At 59.8% G+C, this 17588-nt stretch carries 12 protein-coding genes, 1 tRNA gene and 2 rRNA genes (1 of these 15 running past the window's edge); 8 read left to right on the top strand and 7 right to left on the bottom strand.

Annotated elements, in window-relative coordinates:
- The 4 genes from R2B70_RS19555 to tcdA all read left to right on the top strand — a co-directional run.
- Positions 1-1986: ribosomal RNA gene (locus R2B70_RS19555) — 23S ribosomal RNA — on the top strand (it extends 903 nt beyond the left edge of the window).
- Positions 1987-2110: 124 nt separating this feature from the next.
- Positions 2111-2225, top strand: a 5S ribosomal RNA gene (gene rrf / locus R2B70_RS19550).
- Positions 2226-2321: 96 nt separating this feature from the next.
- Positions 2322-2398, top strand: a tRNA-Asp gene (locus R2B70_RS19545).
- Positions 2399-2545: 147 nt separating this feature from the next.
- Positions 2546-3370, top strand: coding sequence for a tRNA cyclic N6-threonylcarbamoyladenosine(37) synthase TcdA (gene tcdA / locus R2B70_RS19540; RefSeq protein WP_318162272.1), 825 nt, complete (start codon positions 2546-2548; stop codon positions 3368-3370).
- Between the two features lie 31 nt (positions 3371-3401).
- Here the strand turns inward: tcdA and R2B70_RS19535 are convergent, their stop codons facing one another.
- Entirely contained in the window at positions 3402-3839 is a 438-nt protein-coding gene (locus R2B70_RS19535) for a SufE family protein (RefSeq protein ID WP_216991319.1), read from the bottom strand.
- Between the two features lie 13 nt (positions 3840-3852).
- The gene (locus R2B70_RS19530; RefSeq protein ID WP_318162271.1) at positions 3853-5073 is read right to left on the bottom strand and encodes a SufS family cysteine desulfurase; all 1221 of its coding nucleotides are present in this window, start codon (positions 5071-5073) and stop codon (positions 3853-3855) included.
- Between the two features lie 152 nt (positions 5074-5225).
- Here R2B70_RS19530 and rep point away from each other — a divergent pair, with 152 nt between their 5' ends.
- A complete protein-coding gene (rep, locus tag R2B70_RS19525; RefSeq protein WP_318162270.1) occupies positions 5226-7238 on the top strand; it encodes a DNA helicase Rep in 2013 nt (670 codons plus the stop codon).
- Here rep and R2B70_RS19520 read toward each other — a convergent pair.
- The 5 genes from R2B70_RS19520 to R2B70_RS19500 all read right to left on the bottom strand — a co-directional run bounded on the left by R2B70_RS19520 (position 7225) and on the right by R2B70_RS19500 (position 13411).
- The gene (locus R2B70_RS19520) at positions 7225-9522 is read right to left on the bottom strand and encodes a bifunctional diguanylate cyclase/phosphodiesterase (RefSeq protein WP_318162269.1); all 2298 of its coding nucleotides are present in this window, start codon (positions 9520-9522) and stop codon (positions 7225-7227) included. The genes rep and R2B70_RS19520 overlap by 14 nt on opposite strands.
- An 84-nt stretch (positions 9523-9606) precedes the next feature.
- Positions 9607-10059, bottom strand: a complete 453-nt coding sequence (locus R2B70_RS19515) for a c-type cytochrome (protein ID WP_042077874.1) — start codon at positions 10057-10059, stop codon at positions 9607-9609.
- 219 nt (positions 10060-10278) lie between these two features.
- The gene (tdh, locus tag R2B70_RS19510; RefSeq protein WP_042077873.1) at positions 10279-11304 is read right to left on the bottom strand and encodes an L-threonine 3-dehydrogenase; all 1026 of its coding nucleotides are present in this window, start codon (positions 11302-11304) and stop codon (positions 10279-10281) included.
- Positions 11305-11393: 89 nt separating this feature from the next.
- Positions 11394-12584, bottom strand: a complete 1191-nt coding sequence (locus R2B70_RS19505; RefSeq protein WP_209795077.1) for a glycine C-acetyltransferase — start codon at positions 12582-12584, stop codon at positions 11394-11396.
- Positions 12585-12766: 182 nt separating this feature from the next.
- Complete coding sequence (locus tag R2B70_RS19500; protein WP_042077871.1) at positions 12767-13411, bottom strand: TetR/AcrR family transcriptional regulator; 645 nt, start codon at positions 13409-13411, stop codon at positions 12767-12769.
- 154 nt (positions 13412-13565) lie between these two features.
- Here R2B70_RS19500 and rfaD point away from each other — a divergent pair, with 154 nt between their 5' ends.
- The 3 genes from rfaD to R2B70_RS19485 all read left to right on the top strand — a co-directional run bounded on the left by rfaD (position 13566) and on the right by R2B70_RS19485 (position 17588).
- Positions 13566-14522, top strand: coding sequence for an ADP-glyceromanno-heptose 6-epimerase (gene rfaD / locus R2B70_RS19495; RefSeq protein ID WP_042077870.1), 957 nt, complete (start codon positions 13566-13568; stop codon positions 14520-14522).
- A gap of 88 nt (positions 14523-14610) precedes the next feature.
- Complete coding sequence (locus R2B70_RS19490; protein ID WP_318162268.1) at positions 14611-15738, top strand: glycosyltransferase; 1128 nt, start codon at positions 14611-14613, stop codon at positions 15736-15738.
- A gap of 89 nt (positions 15739-15827) precedes the next feature.
- On the top strand, positions 15828-17588 hold the full coding sequence (locus R2B70_RS19485; RefSeq protein ID WP_318162267.1) for a polysaccharide deacetylase family protein: 1761 nt from the start codon (positions 15828-15830) through the stop codon (positions 17586-17588).

Raw genomic sequence — 17588 nt, 5'->3', positions numbered from 1 at the left:
CGAATACCAGTAAGTACTATCCGGGAGACACACGGCGGGTGCTAACGTCCGTCGTGAAGAGGGAAACAACCCAGACCGCCGGCTAAGGTCCCAAAGTTCTGGTTAAGTGGGAAACGATGTGGGAAGGCTCAGACAGCTAGGATGTTGGCTTAGAAGCAGCCATCATTTAAAGAAAGCGTAATAGCTCACTAGTCGAGTCGGCCTGCGCGGAAGATGTAACGGGGCTCAAACCAGGCACCGAAGCCGCGGATTCACACTAAGTGTGAGTGGTAGGGGAGCGTTCTGTAAGTCTGCGAAGGTGTGTCGAGAGGCATGCTGGAGATATCAGAAGTGCGAATGCTGACGTAAGTAACGATAAAGGGGGTGAAAAGCCTCCTCGCCGGAAGACCAAGGGTTCCTGTCCAACGTTAATCGGGGCAGGGTGAGTCGACCCCTAAGGCGAGGCCGAAAGGCGTAGTCGATGGGAAGCAGGTTAATATTCCTGCACGACTTGTAATTGCGATGGGGGGACGGAGAAGGCTAGGTGGGCCAGGCGACGGTTGTCCTGGTGAAAGTGCGTAGGTGGTGTTTCTAGGCAAATCCGGAGACACAACACTGAGACACGAGACGAACGCACCACGGTGCGGAAGCCATTGATGCCCTGCTTCCAGGAAAAGCCTCTAAGCTTCAGATTACAAGTCATCGTACCCCAAACCGACACAGGTGGTCGGGTAGAGAATACCAAGGCGCTTGAGAGAACTCGGGTGAAGGAACTAGGCAAAATAGAACCGTAACTTCGGGAGAAGGTTCGCTCTTGTTGGTGAAGTCCCTTGCGGATGGAGCTGACGGGAGTCGCAGTGACCAGATGGCTGGGACTGTTTATCAAAAACACAGCACTCTGCAAACACGAAAGTGGACGTATAGGGTGTGACACCTGCCCGGTGCCGGAAGGTTAATTGATGGGGTTAGCGCAAGCGAAGCTCTTGATCGAAGCCCCGGTAAACGGCGGCCGTAACTATAACGGTCCTAAGGTAGCGAAATTCCTTGTCGGGTAAGTTCCGACCTGCACGAATGGTGTAACCATGGCCATGCTGTCTCCACCCGAGACTCAGTGAAATCGAATTCGCCGTGAAGATGCGGTGTACCCGCGGCTAGACGGAAAGACCCCGTGAACCTTTACTACAGCTTGGCACTGAACATTGAACCTACATGTGTAGGATAGGTGGGAGGCTTTGAAGGCGTGACGCCAGTTGCGCTGGAGCCGTCCTTGAAATACCACCCTTGTATGTTTGATGTTCTAACGCAGGGCCCTGAATCGGGCTCGCGGACAGTGCCTGGTGGGTAGTTTGACTGGGGCGGTCTCCTCCCAAAGAGTAACGGAGGAGCACGAAGGTTGGCTAATCCTGGTCGGACATCAGGAGGTTAGTGCAATGGCATAAGCCAGCTTAACTGCGAGACGGACAGGTCGAGCAGGTACGAAAGTAGGTCATAGTGATCCGGTGGTTCTGAATGGAAGGGCCATCGCTCAACGGATAAAAGGTACTCCGGGGATAACAGGCTGATACCGCCCAAGAGTTCATATCGACGGCGGTGTTTGGCACCTCGATGTCGGCTCATCACATCCTGGGGCTGAAGTCGGTCCCAAGGGTATGGCTGTTCGCCATTTAAAGTGGTACGCGAGCTGGGTTCAGAACGTCGTGAGACAGTTCGGTCCCTATCTGCCGTGGGCGTTGGATGATTGAAGGGAGTTGCTCCTAGTACGAGAGGACCGGAGTGAACGAACCTCTGGTGTTCGGGTTGTCACGCCAGTGGCACTGCCCGGTAGCTAAGTTCGGAATCGATAACCGCTGAAAGCATCTAAGCGGGAAGCGAGCCCTGAGATGAGTCATCCCTGACCCCTTGAGGGTCCTAAAGGGCCGTTGGAGACCACAACGTTGATAGGTGGGGTGTGTAAGCGCGGCGACGTGTTGAGCTAACCCATACTAATTACCCGTGAGGCTTAACCATACAACACCCAAGAAGTGTTCGAAGACTTGTAGCAAGTGCATGAACTACTTACAAATTCAGTGGTAATGACAAAGCAAACTAGCCGAGTTGTTATTCACGTCAGCTTTCTGGATTGAAGAATTTGCCTGGCGGCAATAGCGCAGTGGAACCACCTGACCCCATGCCGAACTCAGAAGTGAAACGCTGTAGCGCCGATGGTAGTGTGGCATTCGCCATGCGAGAGTAGGACACTGCCAGGCACCCAATTAAACAGCATCGTGCAACATCACGACGCTGGCTGCGAGGATGACACCTCATAAAAGCGGCACATGATTTAGCGAAAGCTAACCGAATGCGGAGCGGTAGTTCAGTCGGTTAGAATACCGGCCTGTCACGCCGGGGGTCGCGGGTTCGAGTCCCGTCCGCTCCGCCACTAACAAGAAGCCCAGTCGAAAGACTGGGCTTTTTTTCGTTTCCGGCACCACACTCATTTCCCGCTCGCATCAACACTGTCATCATCCGATCATCGCCCCTGAGAATGGTTGCCGCTATAATGGCCGCCCTCAAGCAAGGTGGTGGTATGAAAGCAGAGTATCTACAGCGATTCGGGGGCATTGCCCGTCTTTATGGTCAGAGCGCGCTGCGTTCCTTCAGCCGGGCAAGAGTCTGTGTGGTGGGGATCGGTGGCGTCGGCTCCTGGGCGGCCGAGGCGCTGGCCCGTGCCGGCATCAACCAGATCACCCTGATCGACATGGATGACATCTGCATCACCAACACCAATCGCCAGATCCATGCCATGCAAGGGACGGTCGGTCGTCTCAAGACCGAAGTGATGGCCGAGCGCATTCGTGCCATCAACCCGGATTGCGAGGTGATCGAGGTGGATGACTTCGTCACCGTCGACAACCTGGCCGAGCATATCAAGCGGGAGTTTGACTATGTGGTGGATGCCATCGACTCGGTCAAGGCGAAGGTGGCGCTGATTGCCTTCTGCAAGCGCAACAAGATCCCGGTGATCGTGGCCGGTGGTGCCGGCGGGCAGATGGACCCAACCCAGATCACCGTGGCCGACCTGGCCAAGACCATTCAGGATCCGCTGGCCGCCAAGGTGCGCTCCGACCTGCGTCGGCTGCACAACTTCAGCAAGAATCCGGCGCGCAAGTTCGGGGTGGAGTGCGTCTTCTCAACTGAGCAACTGAGTTATCCGGATGGCCATGGTGGCACCTGCCAGGCCAAGGCGGCAAGCGACGGCAATATGAAGATGGATTGCGCCTCCGGTTTCGGTGCCGTGACGCCGGTGACGGCGACCTTTGGTCTGGTGGCCGCGTCCCGGGTGTTGAAGAAGATTGCCGAGCGCGGGGCCCGCGCAGAGAAAGAAAGCGTAGGGTCGATTAGCGAAGCGTAATCGTCCGTCTCGCCATCAGGAGTTCGTTCTATTACGCCGACGCCAGATCCCGGATCCCCAGCACTATTGCCCTGAGCCCGTTGCCCCGCGATGGGCTCAGGTGTTTCTCCAGCCCCAGTTCGGCGAAATAGCCGTCCATATCGAAGGTCCGAATGGCCTCTGCACTCCGGTGGTTGAGCGCCGCCAGCACGATGACGATCAGGCCGCGCACGATGCGGGCGTCGGAGTCGCAGGCAAAGTGCCAGCAGCCATCCTCGCTTTTTCCTCCCTTCAGCCAGGCCTGGCTCTCGCACCCTTTCAGTCGGTTCTCTTCCTGTTGCCACTCTGTTGGCAAGGCGGGTAGCAGCTTGCCGAGCTGGATGATGAGCCGGTACTGGTTCTCCCAGCCGTTTGCTGCGGCAAACTGCTGACGGATGCTATTTGCGTCGGGTTCAACGCCTATCCGGGTATAGGTTGCGAGGCTGTTCATTGGATTGTCTGCCTTAGAAGAAGTCACTGAGTTTGTGCAGGGCGGCCAGCAGGGCGTCGATATCGTCGCGGTTGTTGTAACAGGCCAGCGAGGCGCGGATTGTACCGCCGATGCCAAGGCTCTCCATCAACGGCATGGCGCAGTGGTGGCCGACCCGCAGCGCTATGCCCTGCATGTCGAGCAGGGTGGCTGCATCCTGGGGGTGGATCTCGTCCAGCAGGAAGGAGACGGCGCCAGCCCGTCGTGCGGGCTCACCGATCAGACGCAGGCCGGGCACCCGTCGCAGTCCCGCCACCAGATAGTCGGTGAGTGCCTGCTCATGGCGCACCAGCGCAGCCCTGTCTTGCGCCGTGACAAAGTCGATGGCGGCGGCGAGGCCGATGGCCCCGGCGATATGGGGGGTGCCGGCTTCAAACTTGAAGGGCAGGGTGTTGAAGGTGGTGCCGCTGAAGCTGACCCGGTCGATCATCTCGCCGCCGGCCTGCCAGGGGGGTATCCGCTCCAGCAATTCGGTGCGGCCCCACAGTACGCCGATACCGGTCGGGCCATAGAGCTTGTGGCCGGAGAAGGCGTAGAAGTCGCAGCCGATGGTTCGTACATCCACCTCGAGGTGGGCCACCGCCTGGGCGCCGTCGATCAGGGCCAGGGCGCCGACCGCCTTGGCGGCCGCGACTATCTCCTCGACCGGATTGACGGTGCCGAGGGCATTGGAGACGTGGGCGACGCTCACCAGTCGGGTGCGTGGCCCCAGCATGGCCTGATAGGCCACCAGATCGAGATCGCCCCGCTCATCGATGGGGATGACCCGGATCACCGCGCCGGTGCGCTGGGCGACCAGCTGCCAGGGGACGATGTTGGCGTGATGCTCCAGAGTGCTGAGCAGGATCTCGTCCCCCGCCTTGAGCTCGCTCATCCCCCAGCTCTGGGCGACTAGGTTGATAGCCTCAGTTGTGCCGCGGGTCCAGATCACCTCGTGACTGCGAGGCGCATTGATAAAGCGGGTCACTGTCTCGCGGGCATCTTCGAAGGCGCGGGTGGCCCGGCCGCTCAGTGCGTGGGCGGCACGGTGCACGTTGGCGTTGTCGGCCCGATAGTAGTGCGCAATGGCGTCCAGCACCGCTTGCGGCTTCTGGGTGGTGGCGGCGTTGTCCAGATAGATCAGGGGGTGACCGTTGACCTTCTGCGCCAAGGCCGGAAACTGGCTACGCAGCAGGGCGTGCTGTTGCTGATTCATGCTCCCCTCATCTCGTCTGGAAAAGTCGGTCATGATCCTGAAAATGGCGGGCAAACACAAGGTGAAGTGGCGGGATCCTGCCTGCGGTTTCGGCTGCCTGCGGGATCTCTGTTACAATGCCGCCCCTCATCATAAGCCAAGAGATCCGGCCCATGAAGCTCAACCCCAATCAGAACGAAGCGGTCAAGTATGTCTCCGGCCCTTGCCTGGTGCTGGCGGGTGCCGGATCGGGCAAGACCCGCGTCATCACCAACAAGATCGCCTATCTGGTGCAGCAGTGCGGCTACAACGCGCGCAACATCGCCGCCGTCACCTTTACCAACAAGGCGGCGCGGGAGATGAAGGAGCGGGTTGGCCAGACCCTGGGCCGCAAGGAGGCGAGGGGGCTGATGGTCTCCACCTTCCATACCCTGGGTCTGGAGATCATCCGCCGCGAGCACAAGAACCTGAACCTCAAGGCGAACTTCTCCCTGTTCGACGACACCGATCAGCTGGCGCTGCTGAAAGAGCTGACGGAAGCCGAGCTCGATAACGACAAGGACAAGCTCTCGGCCCTCATCAGCCAGATCTCCAACTGGAAGAACGACCTCATCCTGCCGACCCGCGCGATGCGCATTGCCCGCGGGCCGGAAGAGGTGCTGATGGCCCAGCTCTATGAGCGCTATCACCGCCAGATGGCGGCCTACAACGCGCTCGACTTTGACGATCTCATCGTGATGCCGACCCTGCTGCTCAAGAGCAATCAGGAGGTGCGCGAGCGCTGGCAGAACAAGATCCGCTACCTGCTGGTCGACGAATACCAGGACACCAATACCAGCCAGTACGAGCTGGTGAAGCAGATCGTCGGCGAGCGGGCCCGCTTCACCGTGGTGGGGGACGACGACCAGTCCATCTACTCCTGGCGTGGCGCCAAGCCCCAGAATCTGGTGCTGCTGAACGAGGATTTCCCGAGCCTCAAGCTGATCAAGCTGGAGCAGAACTACCGCTCCAAGCGGCGCATTCTCAAGTGCGCCAACATCCTGATCGCCAACAACCCCCACGTTTACGACAAGGCGCTCTTCTCCGAGCTGGACGAGGGGGTGAAGCTCAAGGTGCTGTTCGCCAAGAACGAGGAGCACGAGGCAGAGCGCATCGCTGCCGAGCTGATGGGCCACAAGTTCATGAACCGCACCCGGTTCAAGGACTACGCCATCCTCTATCGGGGCAACCATCAGTCGCGCATCTTCGAGAAGGCGCTGATGACCAACCGCATCCCCTATCGCATCTCGGGCGGCACCTCGTTTTTCTCCCGTACCGAGATCAAGGACATCATGGCCTACCTCAAGCTGCTGGTGAATCCGGACGAGGACACCGCCTTCCTGCGGGTGGTCAATCTGCCGCGCCGGGAGATAGGCCCCACTACGCTCGAAAAACTGGGCCAATACGCCAACCAGCGCGGCAAGAGCCTGTTTGCCGCGAGCTTCGAGCTGGGGCTGGAGCAGCACCTCTCCGGGCGCGGCTTGTCAGCCCTGCAGGCCTTCACCAACTGGCTGGTGCGGCTCGGAGATCAGGCGCTGCGGGGCAATCCGGTGGAGGCGGTACGAGACATGATCAAGGAGATCCACTACGAGGAGTGGCTCTACGAGACCTCCCCCAGCCCGAAGGCGGCGGAGATGCGGATGCAGAACGTCTCCACCCTCTACCGCTGGATCAGCGAGATGCTGGAAGGGGACGAGCTGGAAGAGTCGATGACGCTCGCCCAGGTGGTCACTCGCCTTACATTGCGGGACATGATGGAGCGCAACGAGGGAGAGGACGAAGCCGACCAGGTGCAACTGATGACCCTGCACGCCTCCAAGGGGCTGGAGTTTCCCTATGTCTACATGGTGGGCATGGAGGAGGGACTGCTGCCCCATCAGACCAGCATCGACGAGGACAACGTGGAGGAGGAGCGGCGCCTCGCCTACGTGGGCATCACCCGGGCCCAGGCCGAGCTCACCTTTACTCTCTGCAAGGAGCGGCGCCAGTATGGCGAGTCGGTGCGGCCCGAACCGAGCCGCTTCCTGCTGGAGCTGCCCCAGGATGACCTGGAGTGGGAAAACCAGAAGAAGGTGAGCGCCGAGGAGCGTCAGCAGAAGGGACAGATGGCGGTGGCCAACCTGAGGGCCATGTTCAAGAAGGATTGACGTCGGGGGGCGTGATGGCCGTCTGACCCAGCAGGGGGGGGATGTCCACTCCCGGCAACGGCGGGGAGATGTGGCGCCCCTGTCCGAGGGCGCAGCCAAGCTCGATGAGCTTCTGCAGCTGCTGCTGGTTTTCGATGCCCTCGACCACCAGGGTGAAGTCGAGGTCCTGACAGATGTCGCGCATGGCGCGGATCAGCGCCAGATCTTTGGGGGAGTTCATCATGCGGTGGGTGAAACTGTCATCCACCTTGATGTAGTCCACCGGGAAGTGGAACAGGGCATTGAGGGAAGAGAAGCCGGTGCCGAAGTCATCCAGGCTGATCTGGATCCCCTTGGCCCTGAGTTCGTGCAGCGAGGTGAGGGAGTCGGCACTCTGCCTGGAGAGCTCGCGCTCGTTGAATTCGAAGATGAAATAACCCGGGATGACCCCCTCCTCCTCCATGATGCCGACCAGCCGCATGATCTGCTCGCGGCTGGCCAGATGCTTGCCGGAGAGGTTGAGGGAGATCTTGAAGCGGCCGCCCCCCGAGACCGGCAGCCAGAGTCTCAGCTGCTGACAGGTGCGCCTGAGGATCTGGCGATCCAGATCCTGGATGAGGCCGCACTGCTCGGCCAGCGGAATGAAGTCGAAGGCATCCTTGAGCTCGCCCTCCTCGGTGATCCAGCGAGCCATCACCTCCAGACCGACCAGCCGGCTGTCGCACAGCCTGATCACGGGCTGGAAATAGGGCACTATCCTGCCTTCCCGCAAGGCTCTGAAGAGTCGTTCCTCCGGTGACCCCGCATGCTCCGTGCAGGCCTCGGAATAGACGACGATGCGGCTGCGGCCGTTGCGCTTGGCCTGATACATGGCGAGATCGGCCTGATGCAGCAGCTCGCTGACATCGGCGGTCTGTTCCGACACGCTGGCCACCCCCAGGCTGAGGGTAATGGTCAGCTCATTGCCCTGCAGCCGGAACGGGTGGGCGATGCGCCCCAGGATGCGGTTGAGCACGGGGCTGATGTCCTCCTCCCGCTGGCTGTTGTCCAGATAGATGACGAATTCGTCCCCCCCGAGCCTCGCCACCATGTCATTTTGCCTGATGCAGCTCTGCAGGCGGCTGCCCAGCTCCTGCAGCAATTGGTCGCCGGTGCTGTGGCCCAGGGCGTCGTTGACCTGCTTGAAGTGATCCACATCGGCGAAGATCAGCGTGAAACCCGCGGTCTGGTAGCGGCGATAGCGGGTCATGGCATGGTGAAGGTGATTCATCAGCAGGGCCCGGTTTGGCAACTGGGTCAGGGGGTCGTGCAGCGCATTGAACTGGAGCCGCCGCTCCAGCTCCTGGTAGTGCTTGAGCCGTTTCTGCAGTCGCAGATTGGTCTGGCGCAGTTGCTGGAGCCGCTGGTTGATGGACTCCTCCGAGTTGAGATCATCCAGTTGCTGTCTGATCTTTTTCAGCTCCAGTAGCAGGGTCAGCTGGTGGCGCAGGAAGTCGAGGAACAGTCGGTCATCGGCCTCCAGGGGCTGGGCGGTGTTGATGATGAGGTGGGCGAAATATTGCTGCTGCTGGCGCAGGGGCAGGCTGTACCAGTAGAAGCCGCCTTCATGGCGCTCGACGTTGTTGGTGCTGTGGCACAGGGCCAGGAGGATGTCGTCGTCGTAAGGGAGGTGTGTCGGGTAGAGCCGCTCCAGCCGCTGGTTCACCAGCCGGATCAGCAACATGTCGCTGATCGCGAGCATCTGGCGCAGCACCGCCTCCAGCTGGGCAAACAGGGCATGCTGCGGCAGGTTGTGGGCCAGGCGCATGATGCGGCCGATCTTCTCGATCTTCTGCTGCCAATGGGGGTCCCGCTGCATGAGGGGAGAGGCCTGTCCCGCCAGCTGGATGCCGGTCTGGGTTTCGTGCAGGCGCTTGGCCAGACACTCCAGCAGCAGCCGCAGGGTCGGGGTCTGCTCCGGCGCCGTACGGGCCAGCAGCCACTGCACCTCCATGTGCTCCACTGGCTGCACGCACCATCCCTGGCCTTCATCGAGTCGGATGAGCTGCTCGGTGAGGCGGGGCTCTTCCCGTGCCAGCTGCTGCTTGAACGTCTCGGGCAGCTGGTATTCATGCCGCCAGCGCAAACCGCCGTCGACCAGCCCCAGCATGGCGAAGTGCTGCAGGGGGCAGAGTCTGCCCAGCTGCCCGACCAGTCTGGCGTAATCCTCGGGGGAGGCCATGCCGGGGGCAGGAAAATCCATGATGGAGGAGACGACCGCCAGCAAGGAGGGAGAGTCTGGCGGCGTGGTGGACTGGACTGACATGCAACACTCCCGAATAAACTTACCATCAAGCGTAGTCGGAAGTGATGGGATTGAAAGGGCTGCAATAGGAGCCCTTTCAAATACTTAGAGCTTGTCGATCATGTAGTGAATGGCGTTTTCGATCTCTTCGTCGCTACAGGCGGCGCAAGTGCCCCGCGGTGGCATCATGCCGGCCTTGCCGGTGAAGCCCTCGATGGCATGCTTGCGCAGGGTATCGAATCCCTGGGCGATGCGCGGCTCCCAAGCCGCCTTGTCACCCCGCTTGGGGGCACCGGCCGCCCCGGTGTCGTGACAGGCGAAGCAGGCCGCCTTGAACACGGTCTCGCCGTCACGAGGACCGGATGAGGCCGCCGCGGGGGCGGCCGCCGCGGTCGCGATCCCTTCCAGATCCTTGGCGGTATAGACCTGGCCGACCGGGGCGATGCGCTCGGCGATGGCCTCCTCCGACATGTCATCGGCGGCAAGGACGGCACCGGACAGAGTGGCGGCCGCCATCCCGGCAGCCAGCAAATAGCTCAGTTTTTTCAACACGCTCATGTACTCCCAGCAGGCTCTTATTATCCCCAGAAAACGACGGGATTATAACCGAATAGTTACAGGCATTTAAACGCTTGTGTGTGAAGTGTTAAGCAATCTGCGAACAAAGTTCCTGCGCCGGGAGAGGGGGCAGATAAAAAGAAACCCGGCTTTCGCCGGGTTTCAGGGGGCTGGGCAGGCAAGGGCATGCTCCCATTGAGGGGAGCCCCGCCGGGCGCGTCAATCCCAGCTCAGGATCACCTTGCCGGACTGGCCGGAGCGCATGGCGTCGAAGCCTTTCTGGAAGTCGTCGATGTCGAAGCGATGGGTGATGATGGGGGAGAGATCCAGTCCGGACTGGATCAGGCTCGCCATCTTGTACCAGGTCTCGAACATCTCGCGGCCGTAGATCCCCTTGATGAACAGCCCCTTGAAGATCACCTTGCCCCAGTCGATGGCCATGGTGGAGGGGGGAATGCCGAGCATGGCTATCTTCCCGCCGTGGTTCATCTTGTCGATCATGTCCTGGAAGGCGCTGGGGACGCCGGACATCTCCAGCCCCACGTCGAAGCCCTCTGTCATGCCGAGCTCTGTCATCACGTCGGAGAGCTTCTCCTTGCTCACGTTGACGGCGCGGGTGGCGCCCATCTTGCGGGCCAGTTCCAGCCGGTATTCGTTGACGTCGGTGATCACCACGTGGCGGGCACCCACGTGGCGGCAGACGGCAGCGGCCATGATGCCGATGGGGCCGGCGCCGGTGATGAGCACGTCTTCCCCCACCAGGTCGAAGGAGAGGGCGGTGTGTACCGCGTTGCCGAACGGATCGAAGATGGCGGCCAGCTCATCCGGGATGTTGTCTGGCAGCTTGAAGGCGTTGAAGGCCGGGATCACCAGGTATTCGGCAAACGACCCCGGACGGTTGACGCCGACCCCTATGGTGTTGCGGCACAGGTGGGTGCGACCGGCGCGGCAGTTGCGGCAGTGGCCGCAGGTGATATGGCCTTCACCCGATACGCGATCCCCCACGGCGAAACCGCGCACTTCCTGGCCGACAGCCACCACTTCCCCCACATACTCGTGACCCACCACCATGGGCACCGGGATGGTCTTCTGGGACCACTCGTCCCAGTTGTAGATGTGGATGTCGGTGCCGCAGATGGCGGTCTTGCGGATCTTGATCAGCAGATCGTTGTGACCGAGCTCGGGAGCCGGCACATCCGTCATCCAGATGCCGACTTCGGATTTGAGTTTGGAGAGTGCTTTCATGACAGTTTCCTCACGGCGCAGTGCCGGGTACAGAGGGTAATAAAATGGGGCCCAATCCTGGCCCCCGTTTTAATCAGTCAGCCGTGCGATCAAATCACACCGAGTTCGCGGCCGATGCGGATGAAGGCATCGATCGCCTTGTCCAGCTGCTCCCGGGTGTGGGCGGCGGACATCTGGGTGCGGATGCGGGCCTGGCCCTTGGGGACCACGGGGAAGGAGAAGCCCACCACGTAGATGCCGGCCGCCAGCATGCGGCTCGCCATCTCGGCGGCCAGCTTGGCATCCCCCAGCATGACCGGGATGATGGCGTGATCGGCGCCGGCCAGGGTGAAGCCGGCGGCGCTCATCCGGGTGCGGAAGTAATCGCTGTTCTCTTTCAACTGGGCGCGCAGGGCGTGGCCGTCGGCCAGCATGTCGATCACCCTGATGGTGGCCGAGACGATGGAGGGGGCCAGGGAGTTGGAGAAGAGGTAGGGGCGGGAGCGCTGACGCAGCCAGTCGATCACCTCCTTCTTGCCGGAGGTATAGCCGCCGGAAGCGCCGCCTAGGGCTTTGCCCAGGGTGCCGGTGATGATGTCGACCCTGTCCATCACGCCACAGTATTCGTGGGTGCCGCGACCGTTCTCGCCGATGAAACCGACAGCGTGGGAGTCATCCACCATCACCAGGGCGTCGTACTTGTCGGCCAGATCGCAGATGGATTTGAGGTCGGCGATGACACCGTCCATGGAGAAAACGCCGTCGGTGGCGATCAGCTTGAAGCGGGCGCCATCGGCGTCGGCCTGCCTGAGCTGGGCTTCCAGCTCGGCCATGTCGTTGTTGGCGTAGCGATAGCGCCTGGCCTTGCACAGGCGCACGCCGTCGATGATGGAGGCGTGATTGAGCGCATCTGAGATGATGGCGTCTTCGGCGCCAAACAGGGTCTCGAACAGACCGCCGTTGGCGTCGAAGCAGGAGGAGTAGAGGATGCTGTCCTCGGTGCCGAGGAAGGCGGACAGCTTCTGCTCCAGCTCCTTGTGCTGGTCCTGGGTGCCGCAGATGAAGCGCACCGAGGCCATGCCGAAGCCATGGCTGTCCAGACCCTGATGGGCGGCGGCAATGAGATCGGGGTGGTTGGCCAGCCCCAGATAGTTGTTGGCACAGAAGTTCAGCACCTGCTCGCCGCCCACCGCAATCCGGGCCTGCTGGGCCGAGGTGATGATGCGTTCCTGCTTGTATAGCCCTTCCGCCTTGACCTGTTCGAGCTGCTCGGTCAGGTGACGATAGAATCCGTTAGACATCCTCGGTCCTCATTGCTGTATCGGCTGTGTAATCAGGATCTCGGGCCGTGCAACCGCACGGATCGGTGTCGTCACGGTCGCGACGAAACGCCGACAGACCCTAGAATGGGCAACATTTTACTGTAATCCCTGCGCATAAATTCAAATTTTTATGCTGATATTAAACAATTGTGAAACAGATCTCACCCGGCTGGTTGGGCCAGTTGGTGGTAATGCTGCTCCAGCTGGTGGATCTGTGTGGCCACCTGGGGCTGCACATAGGGGCGCAGCAGGAACAGCACTCGCAAGACCCCCTGATACAACAAGGGCTTGGTGATGCGGGTGCCGGGTGCCTGGGCAATCTGGAAGGGGATCCAGCAGGTCACCACCATCTTGATGGTCTGGCCCAGATCCGGCAGGTCTTCGTCGCTGACCGCCAGGATGCCGCCCTCGCGCAGGCTCCTGAGCAGCGCCTCCACGGTGGCGCGCAGCTGCTCCTGGGCCTTGAGGTACTTCTGCTGCAACGGCTCGTCGCGACTCAGGATGTCCGGCAGATTCGCGTAGAAGAAGCGAAACTGCCACATCAGATAGAAGATGGCGTCCAGATAGCCCATCAGGTCTTCCAGCCTGATCTCGCGGTTGCGCGCCGGGGCGAAGCTCTCGCTCAGGTGGCGGGCGTACTGATCGAAGATGGAGTGGATGATGTCTTCTTTGTTGCGGAAGTGGTAATAGAGGTTGCCCGGGCTGATGCCAAGATGGGCGGCAATGTGGTTGGTGGTGATGTTGCGCTCGCCTTGGTCGTTGAACAGCTCGGTGGCGCTGTGGATGATCCTGTCTCTGGTCTTCATCGCTGATCCCTCTGCCGGGCCCCGAGGGGAAAAGTCATCGAGGTCGAATCCCCTTGCGGCCCGTGATAAACTTTTCGGCAATTTCAAATTGGCCCACTATACACAGCTTTAACAGGCAGTCACACGGGGCCACAACGTACGCGAGGCAAACTCCATGATCGTAGTAACTGGCGGTGCTGGCTTTATCGGCAGCAATCTGGTCAAGCAGCTGAACGCTCAAGGACGGACCGATATCGTGGTCATCGATGACCTGACCGACGGCACCAAGTTCGTCAACCTGGTCGACCTCACCATCGCCGATTACATGGACAAGGACGAGTTCCAGGCGCGCATCGTCTCCGGCGACGAATTTGAAGAGTGGGACGGCATCGAGGTGATCTTCCACGAAGGTGCCTGCTCCGCCACCACGGAGTGGAACGGCAAGTTCATCATGGAGGTCAACTACGAGTACTCCAAGGATCTGTTCCACTACTGCATCGAGCGGGAGATCCCGTTCATCTACGCCTCTTCCGCCGCGACCTATGGCGGGCGCAACGACAACTTCATCGAAGACCCCAGGTTCGAGCAGCCTCTCAACGTCTACGGCTACTCCAAGCAGCTGTTCGATCAGTACGTGCGCCGCTGGATGCCGGAGATCGGCTCCCAGGTGGTGGGTCTGAAGTACTTCAACGTCTATGGTCCGCGCGAGCAGCACAAGGGCTCCATGGCCTCCGTAGCCTTCCACCTCAACAACCAGGTGAAGCAGGGGGACAACCCCAAGCTGTTCGAGGGCTGCGACGGCTTCCCGGACGGTGGCCAGATGCGTGACTTCATCTATGTGGACGACGTCTGCAAGGTGAACCTCTGGTTCTGGCAGAACCCCCAGCACTCCGGCATCTTCAACTGTGGCACCGGTCGTGCCGAGCCGTTCCAGAACGTGGCGGAAGCGGTGATCAAGCATCACCAGAAAGGCGCCATCGAGTACATCCCCTTCCCGGATCACCTCAAGGGTCGCTACCAGAGCTTCACCCAGGCCGACCTTACCCGCTTGCGCGGCGTCGGTTATGACGGCGAGTTCAAGACAGTGGCCGAAGGCGTGGCCGATTACATGGCTTGGCTAAATCGGGCTTGATATAATTTTTTGTCAGTGACAAGGGCTACCCATATATCTGGTAGCCCTTGTATTCTTTGTTCACGCCTTAAATTATGTGATTTCAAGTATGAAGAAAAAAGTGCTGTTCGTGATGAAAACCCTGGAGGGCGGAGGGGCCGAAAAAGTACTGGTCAACATACTCAATCATCTCGATGAAGCCAAATATGAAATAACCTTGTTGTTGCTGAAATATGAAGGGGTATACCTGTCTTCGTTGCCGAGTCACATCAAGGTAAAATATTTGCTGGGGCCTGAGCCGACAGGCTTTCTGCGTCGTGGGATCATCTATTCCATGAAGAAACGGTGGTATTCTCTGGTCTTGGCCAAGCCGTGGTTGGCCAATGTCCTGCTCCCTGACTATTACGATGTGGGTGTCTCATTTCTCGAAGGAGATGCCAGCCTGCTGCTCTCTCATCTCAACGGCCCTCAGAAGAAAATAGCCTGGGTTCATATCGATCTTGAAAGGCATCATACCTTGCCTCGAGAGATTGAAAAGGCGGTGTATGAACGGATGGATGAGGTCGTCTGCGTATCGGAAGGCGTCAAACAATCCGTGTTGAACCTTCATCCTGTCCTCGAGAGCAATATTTCAGTTATTTATAATCCTGTTGATACAACTCTTATCGCCGCCAAGGGGCAGGAGAGTATCAAGGTTGGCCGTGGATTGAATGTACTGGCTATTGGCAGATTGCTGAACTCGCAGAAGGCATTCGATCTCCTGTTGGCTGCCCATCATCAGAATATTGCGGCAGGGATGGATTATCATCTCACCATTCTTGGTGAGGGTTCGGATAGAGAGGTATTGGAAAAATATATCCAGGAGCATCAGCTGAGCGATCACACTAGCTTGCTGGGGTTTCAGGACAATCCTTATCCATATATAGCTGGATGCGATCTCTTCGTGATGTCTTCCCGTTATGAGGGCTACCCGGTTGTCTTGGTAGAGGCGATGACACTCGGCAAGGCGATTGTCTCGACAGCCTGTACCGGCCCTCAAGAAGCACTGAATGACGGTGAGTTTGGCTATCTGGTCCCCGTCAACGATGTCAATACCTTGGCCGAGGGGATAAAAACTCTGCTGGAAGACCAAGAGGTCCGCGAACGCTATGCCAGCCTGTCCAAGCAGAGAGCCGACATTTTCAGCTTCAGACGAAGCATGATGGATGTCGAGCATCTACTAGATACCCAATCCTGAGTTGCTCGCATCGGCTCGGTCGCGGTTACCAGAAGATGGTAATTTTGTGGCAGAGTGGATGAGTAACCTTAGTCGTGAGTCGGATAACTATGAATATATTGATGGCACTCTCCCAGCTCGAAGTGACGGGCGCTGAGGTCTATGCCACCACTGTGGGTAACGAGCTGGCCCGCCGTGGTCACAACGTCTTCTACGTTTCAGACACCCTGACCAAGCCCACCCAAGGGCCCGTGTTCAAGCTGCGTTTCAACAAGCGCAGCATATTGCGCCGCTTCTGGCATGTGTTCTACCTTATCTATCTCATCAAGAAGCATCACATCCAGTTGGTGCACGCCCACTCGCGCGCGTCCGGCTGGAGCAGCTACGTCGCCTGCAAGCTGACCGGCACCCCCATGATCACCACGGTGCACGGTCGCCAGCCGGTGCACGCCTCCCGCAAGGCATTTCATGCGCTGGGCTATCGGGCGGTGGCGGTGTGTGAGGACATCGCCAGCCAGATCATCGACAACCTGGGGGTGGATCCGGCCATGGTGCAGGTGCTGCGCAACGGTATCGAGACCGACAAGTTCCAGCCTGTGCCGGCACCGGACAACGACAAGCCGGTGATCGCCATCATCGGCCGGTTGAGCGGCCCCAAGGGGGAGCTCTGCCATCGCTTGCTGGACGAGGTGCTGGATCTGGAGGCTTGCCGGGTGCGGGTCGTCAGCGGCACTCAGGTGCCGGAACGTTTCACCTGCTTCAAAGAGAAGGTCGAGTTCGTCGGTTATGTGGACGATGTGCCTTCCCTGCTGGCGGGCTGCGATCTGGTGATCGGCGCCGGCCGGGTGGCGATGGAAGCCTTGCTGTGCGGTCGTCCGGCGTTTGCCATCGGCGAGGCCAAGGCCATCGGACTGGTGGAGGAATCCAATCTGGCCGAGGCACTGGCCAGCAACTTCGGCGACATAGGCCCCAGGGATCTGGCCATCGATTTTGCCGCGTTGAAGGGGCAGATCGCTCCGGCGCTGGCCAGCAGGACGGTGCCGGAGTCCGTTCGTCAGCGTGTCTTGCAGGAGTATGACCTGCAAGGCGTAGTGACCGAACTGGAGTCCGTCTACCAGGACGCCGTGGTGGAGACGTTGCGCCGGGAGATGCCGGTCATCATGTATCACCGCTTCATCGAGCACGACAGTGAGAAGGGGGTGCATGGCACTTGGCTACCCGTCGCCATGTTCGAGAAGCACCTCAAACTGATGAAATGGTTAGGCTACGAGACACTGACATTCGCAGATCTGGCGGACAAAGGGCTTATCCACCGCCTGCAATATGGCAAGAAGTACCTGATGATCACCGTCGACGACGGCTATCGGGACAACCTGACCCGCATGCTGCCGCTGCTTGAAAAATATGGTTACAAAGCCGTGGTGTACATAGTAACGGGTGAAGATCACAATCGCTGGGACGTGGAGCATCCGACGCACCCCGATACTCCGGTGACCCTGATGACCCCGGACGAAATCAAGGTGCTGGTGGCTTCCGGCCATGTGGAGGTCGGGGGACATACCCTGACCCACCCCCGTCTGAGCACGCTTCCTCCGGAGGCGCAGGCACACGAAATCCGGACCAACAAGGCGTGGCTGGAGCAGCTGCTCGGCCATCAGCTGCTCTCGTTTGCCTACCCTTACGGGGATCTGAACGACAGCGCGAAAGCCCAGGCCAGCGCCGCTGGTTATCGTTATGCTGTGGCCACCAACAGCGGTCCCAGAGCCATGCACCAGGACCCACTTCAGATCCGCCGGATCGCCATCTTCCCCCGTACAGACGTGTTCGGGTTGTGGCGCAAGATCCGTGGCAACTATGTCTTTAGGAAATAA

Source organism: Aeromonas sp. XH, from assembly GCF_033348475.1.
GTDB classification, from domain to species: Bacteria; Pseudomonadota; Gammaproteobacteria; order Enterobacterales; family Aeromonadaceae; genus Aeromonas; species Aeromonas sanarellii.
The sequence above is the reverse complement of the archived record's forward strand: the minus strand, read 5'-3'. Positions and strand labels throughout refer to the sequence as shown.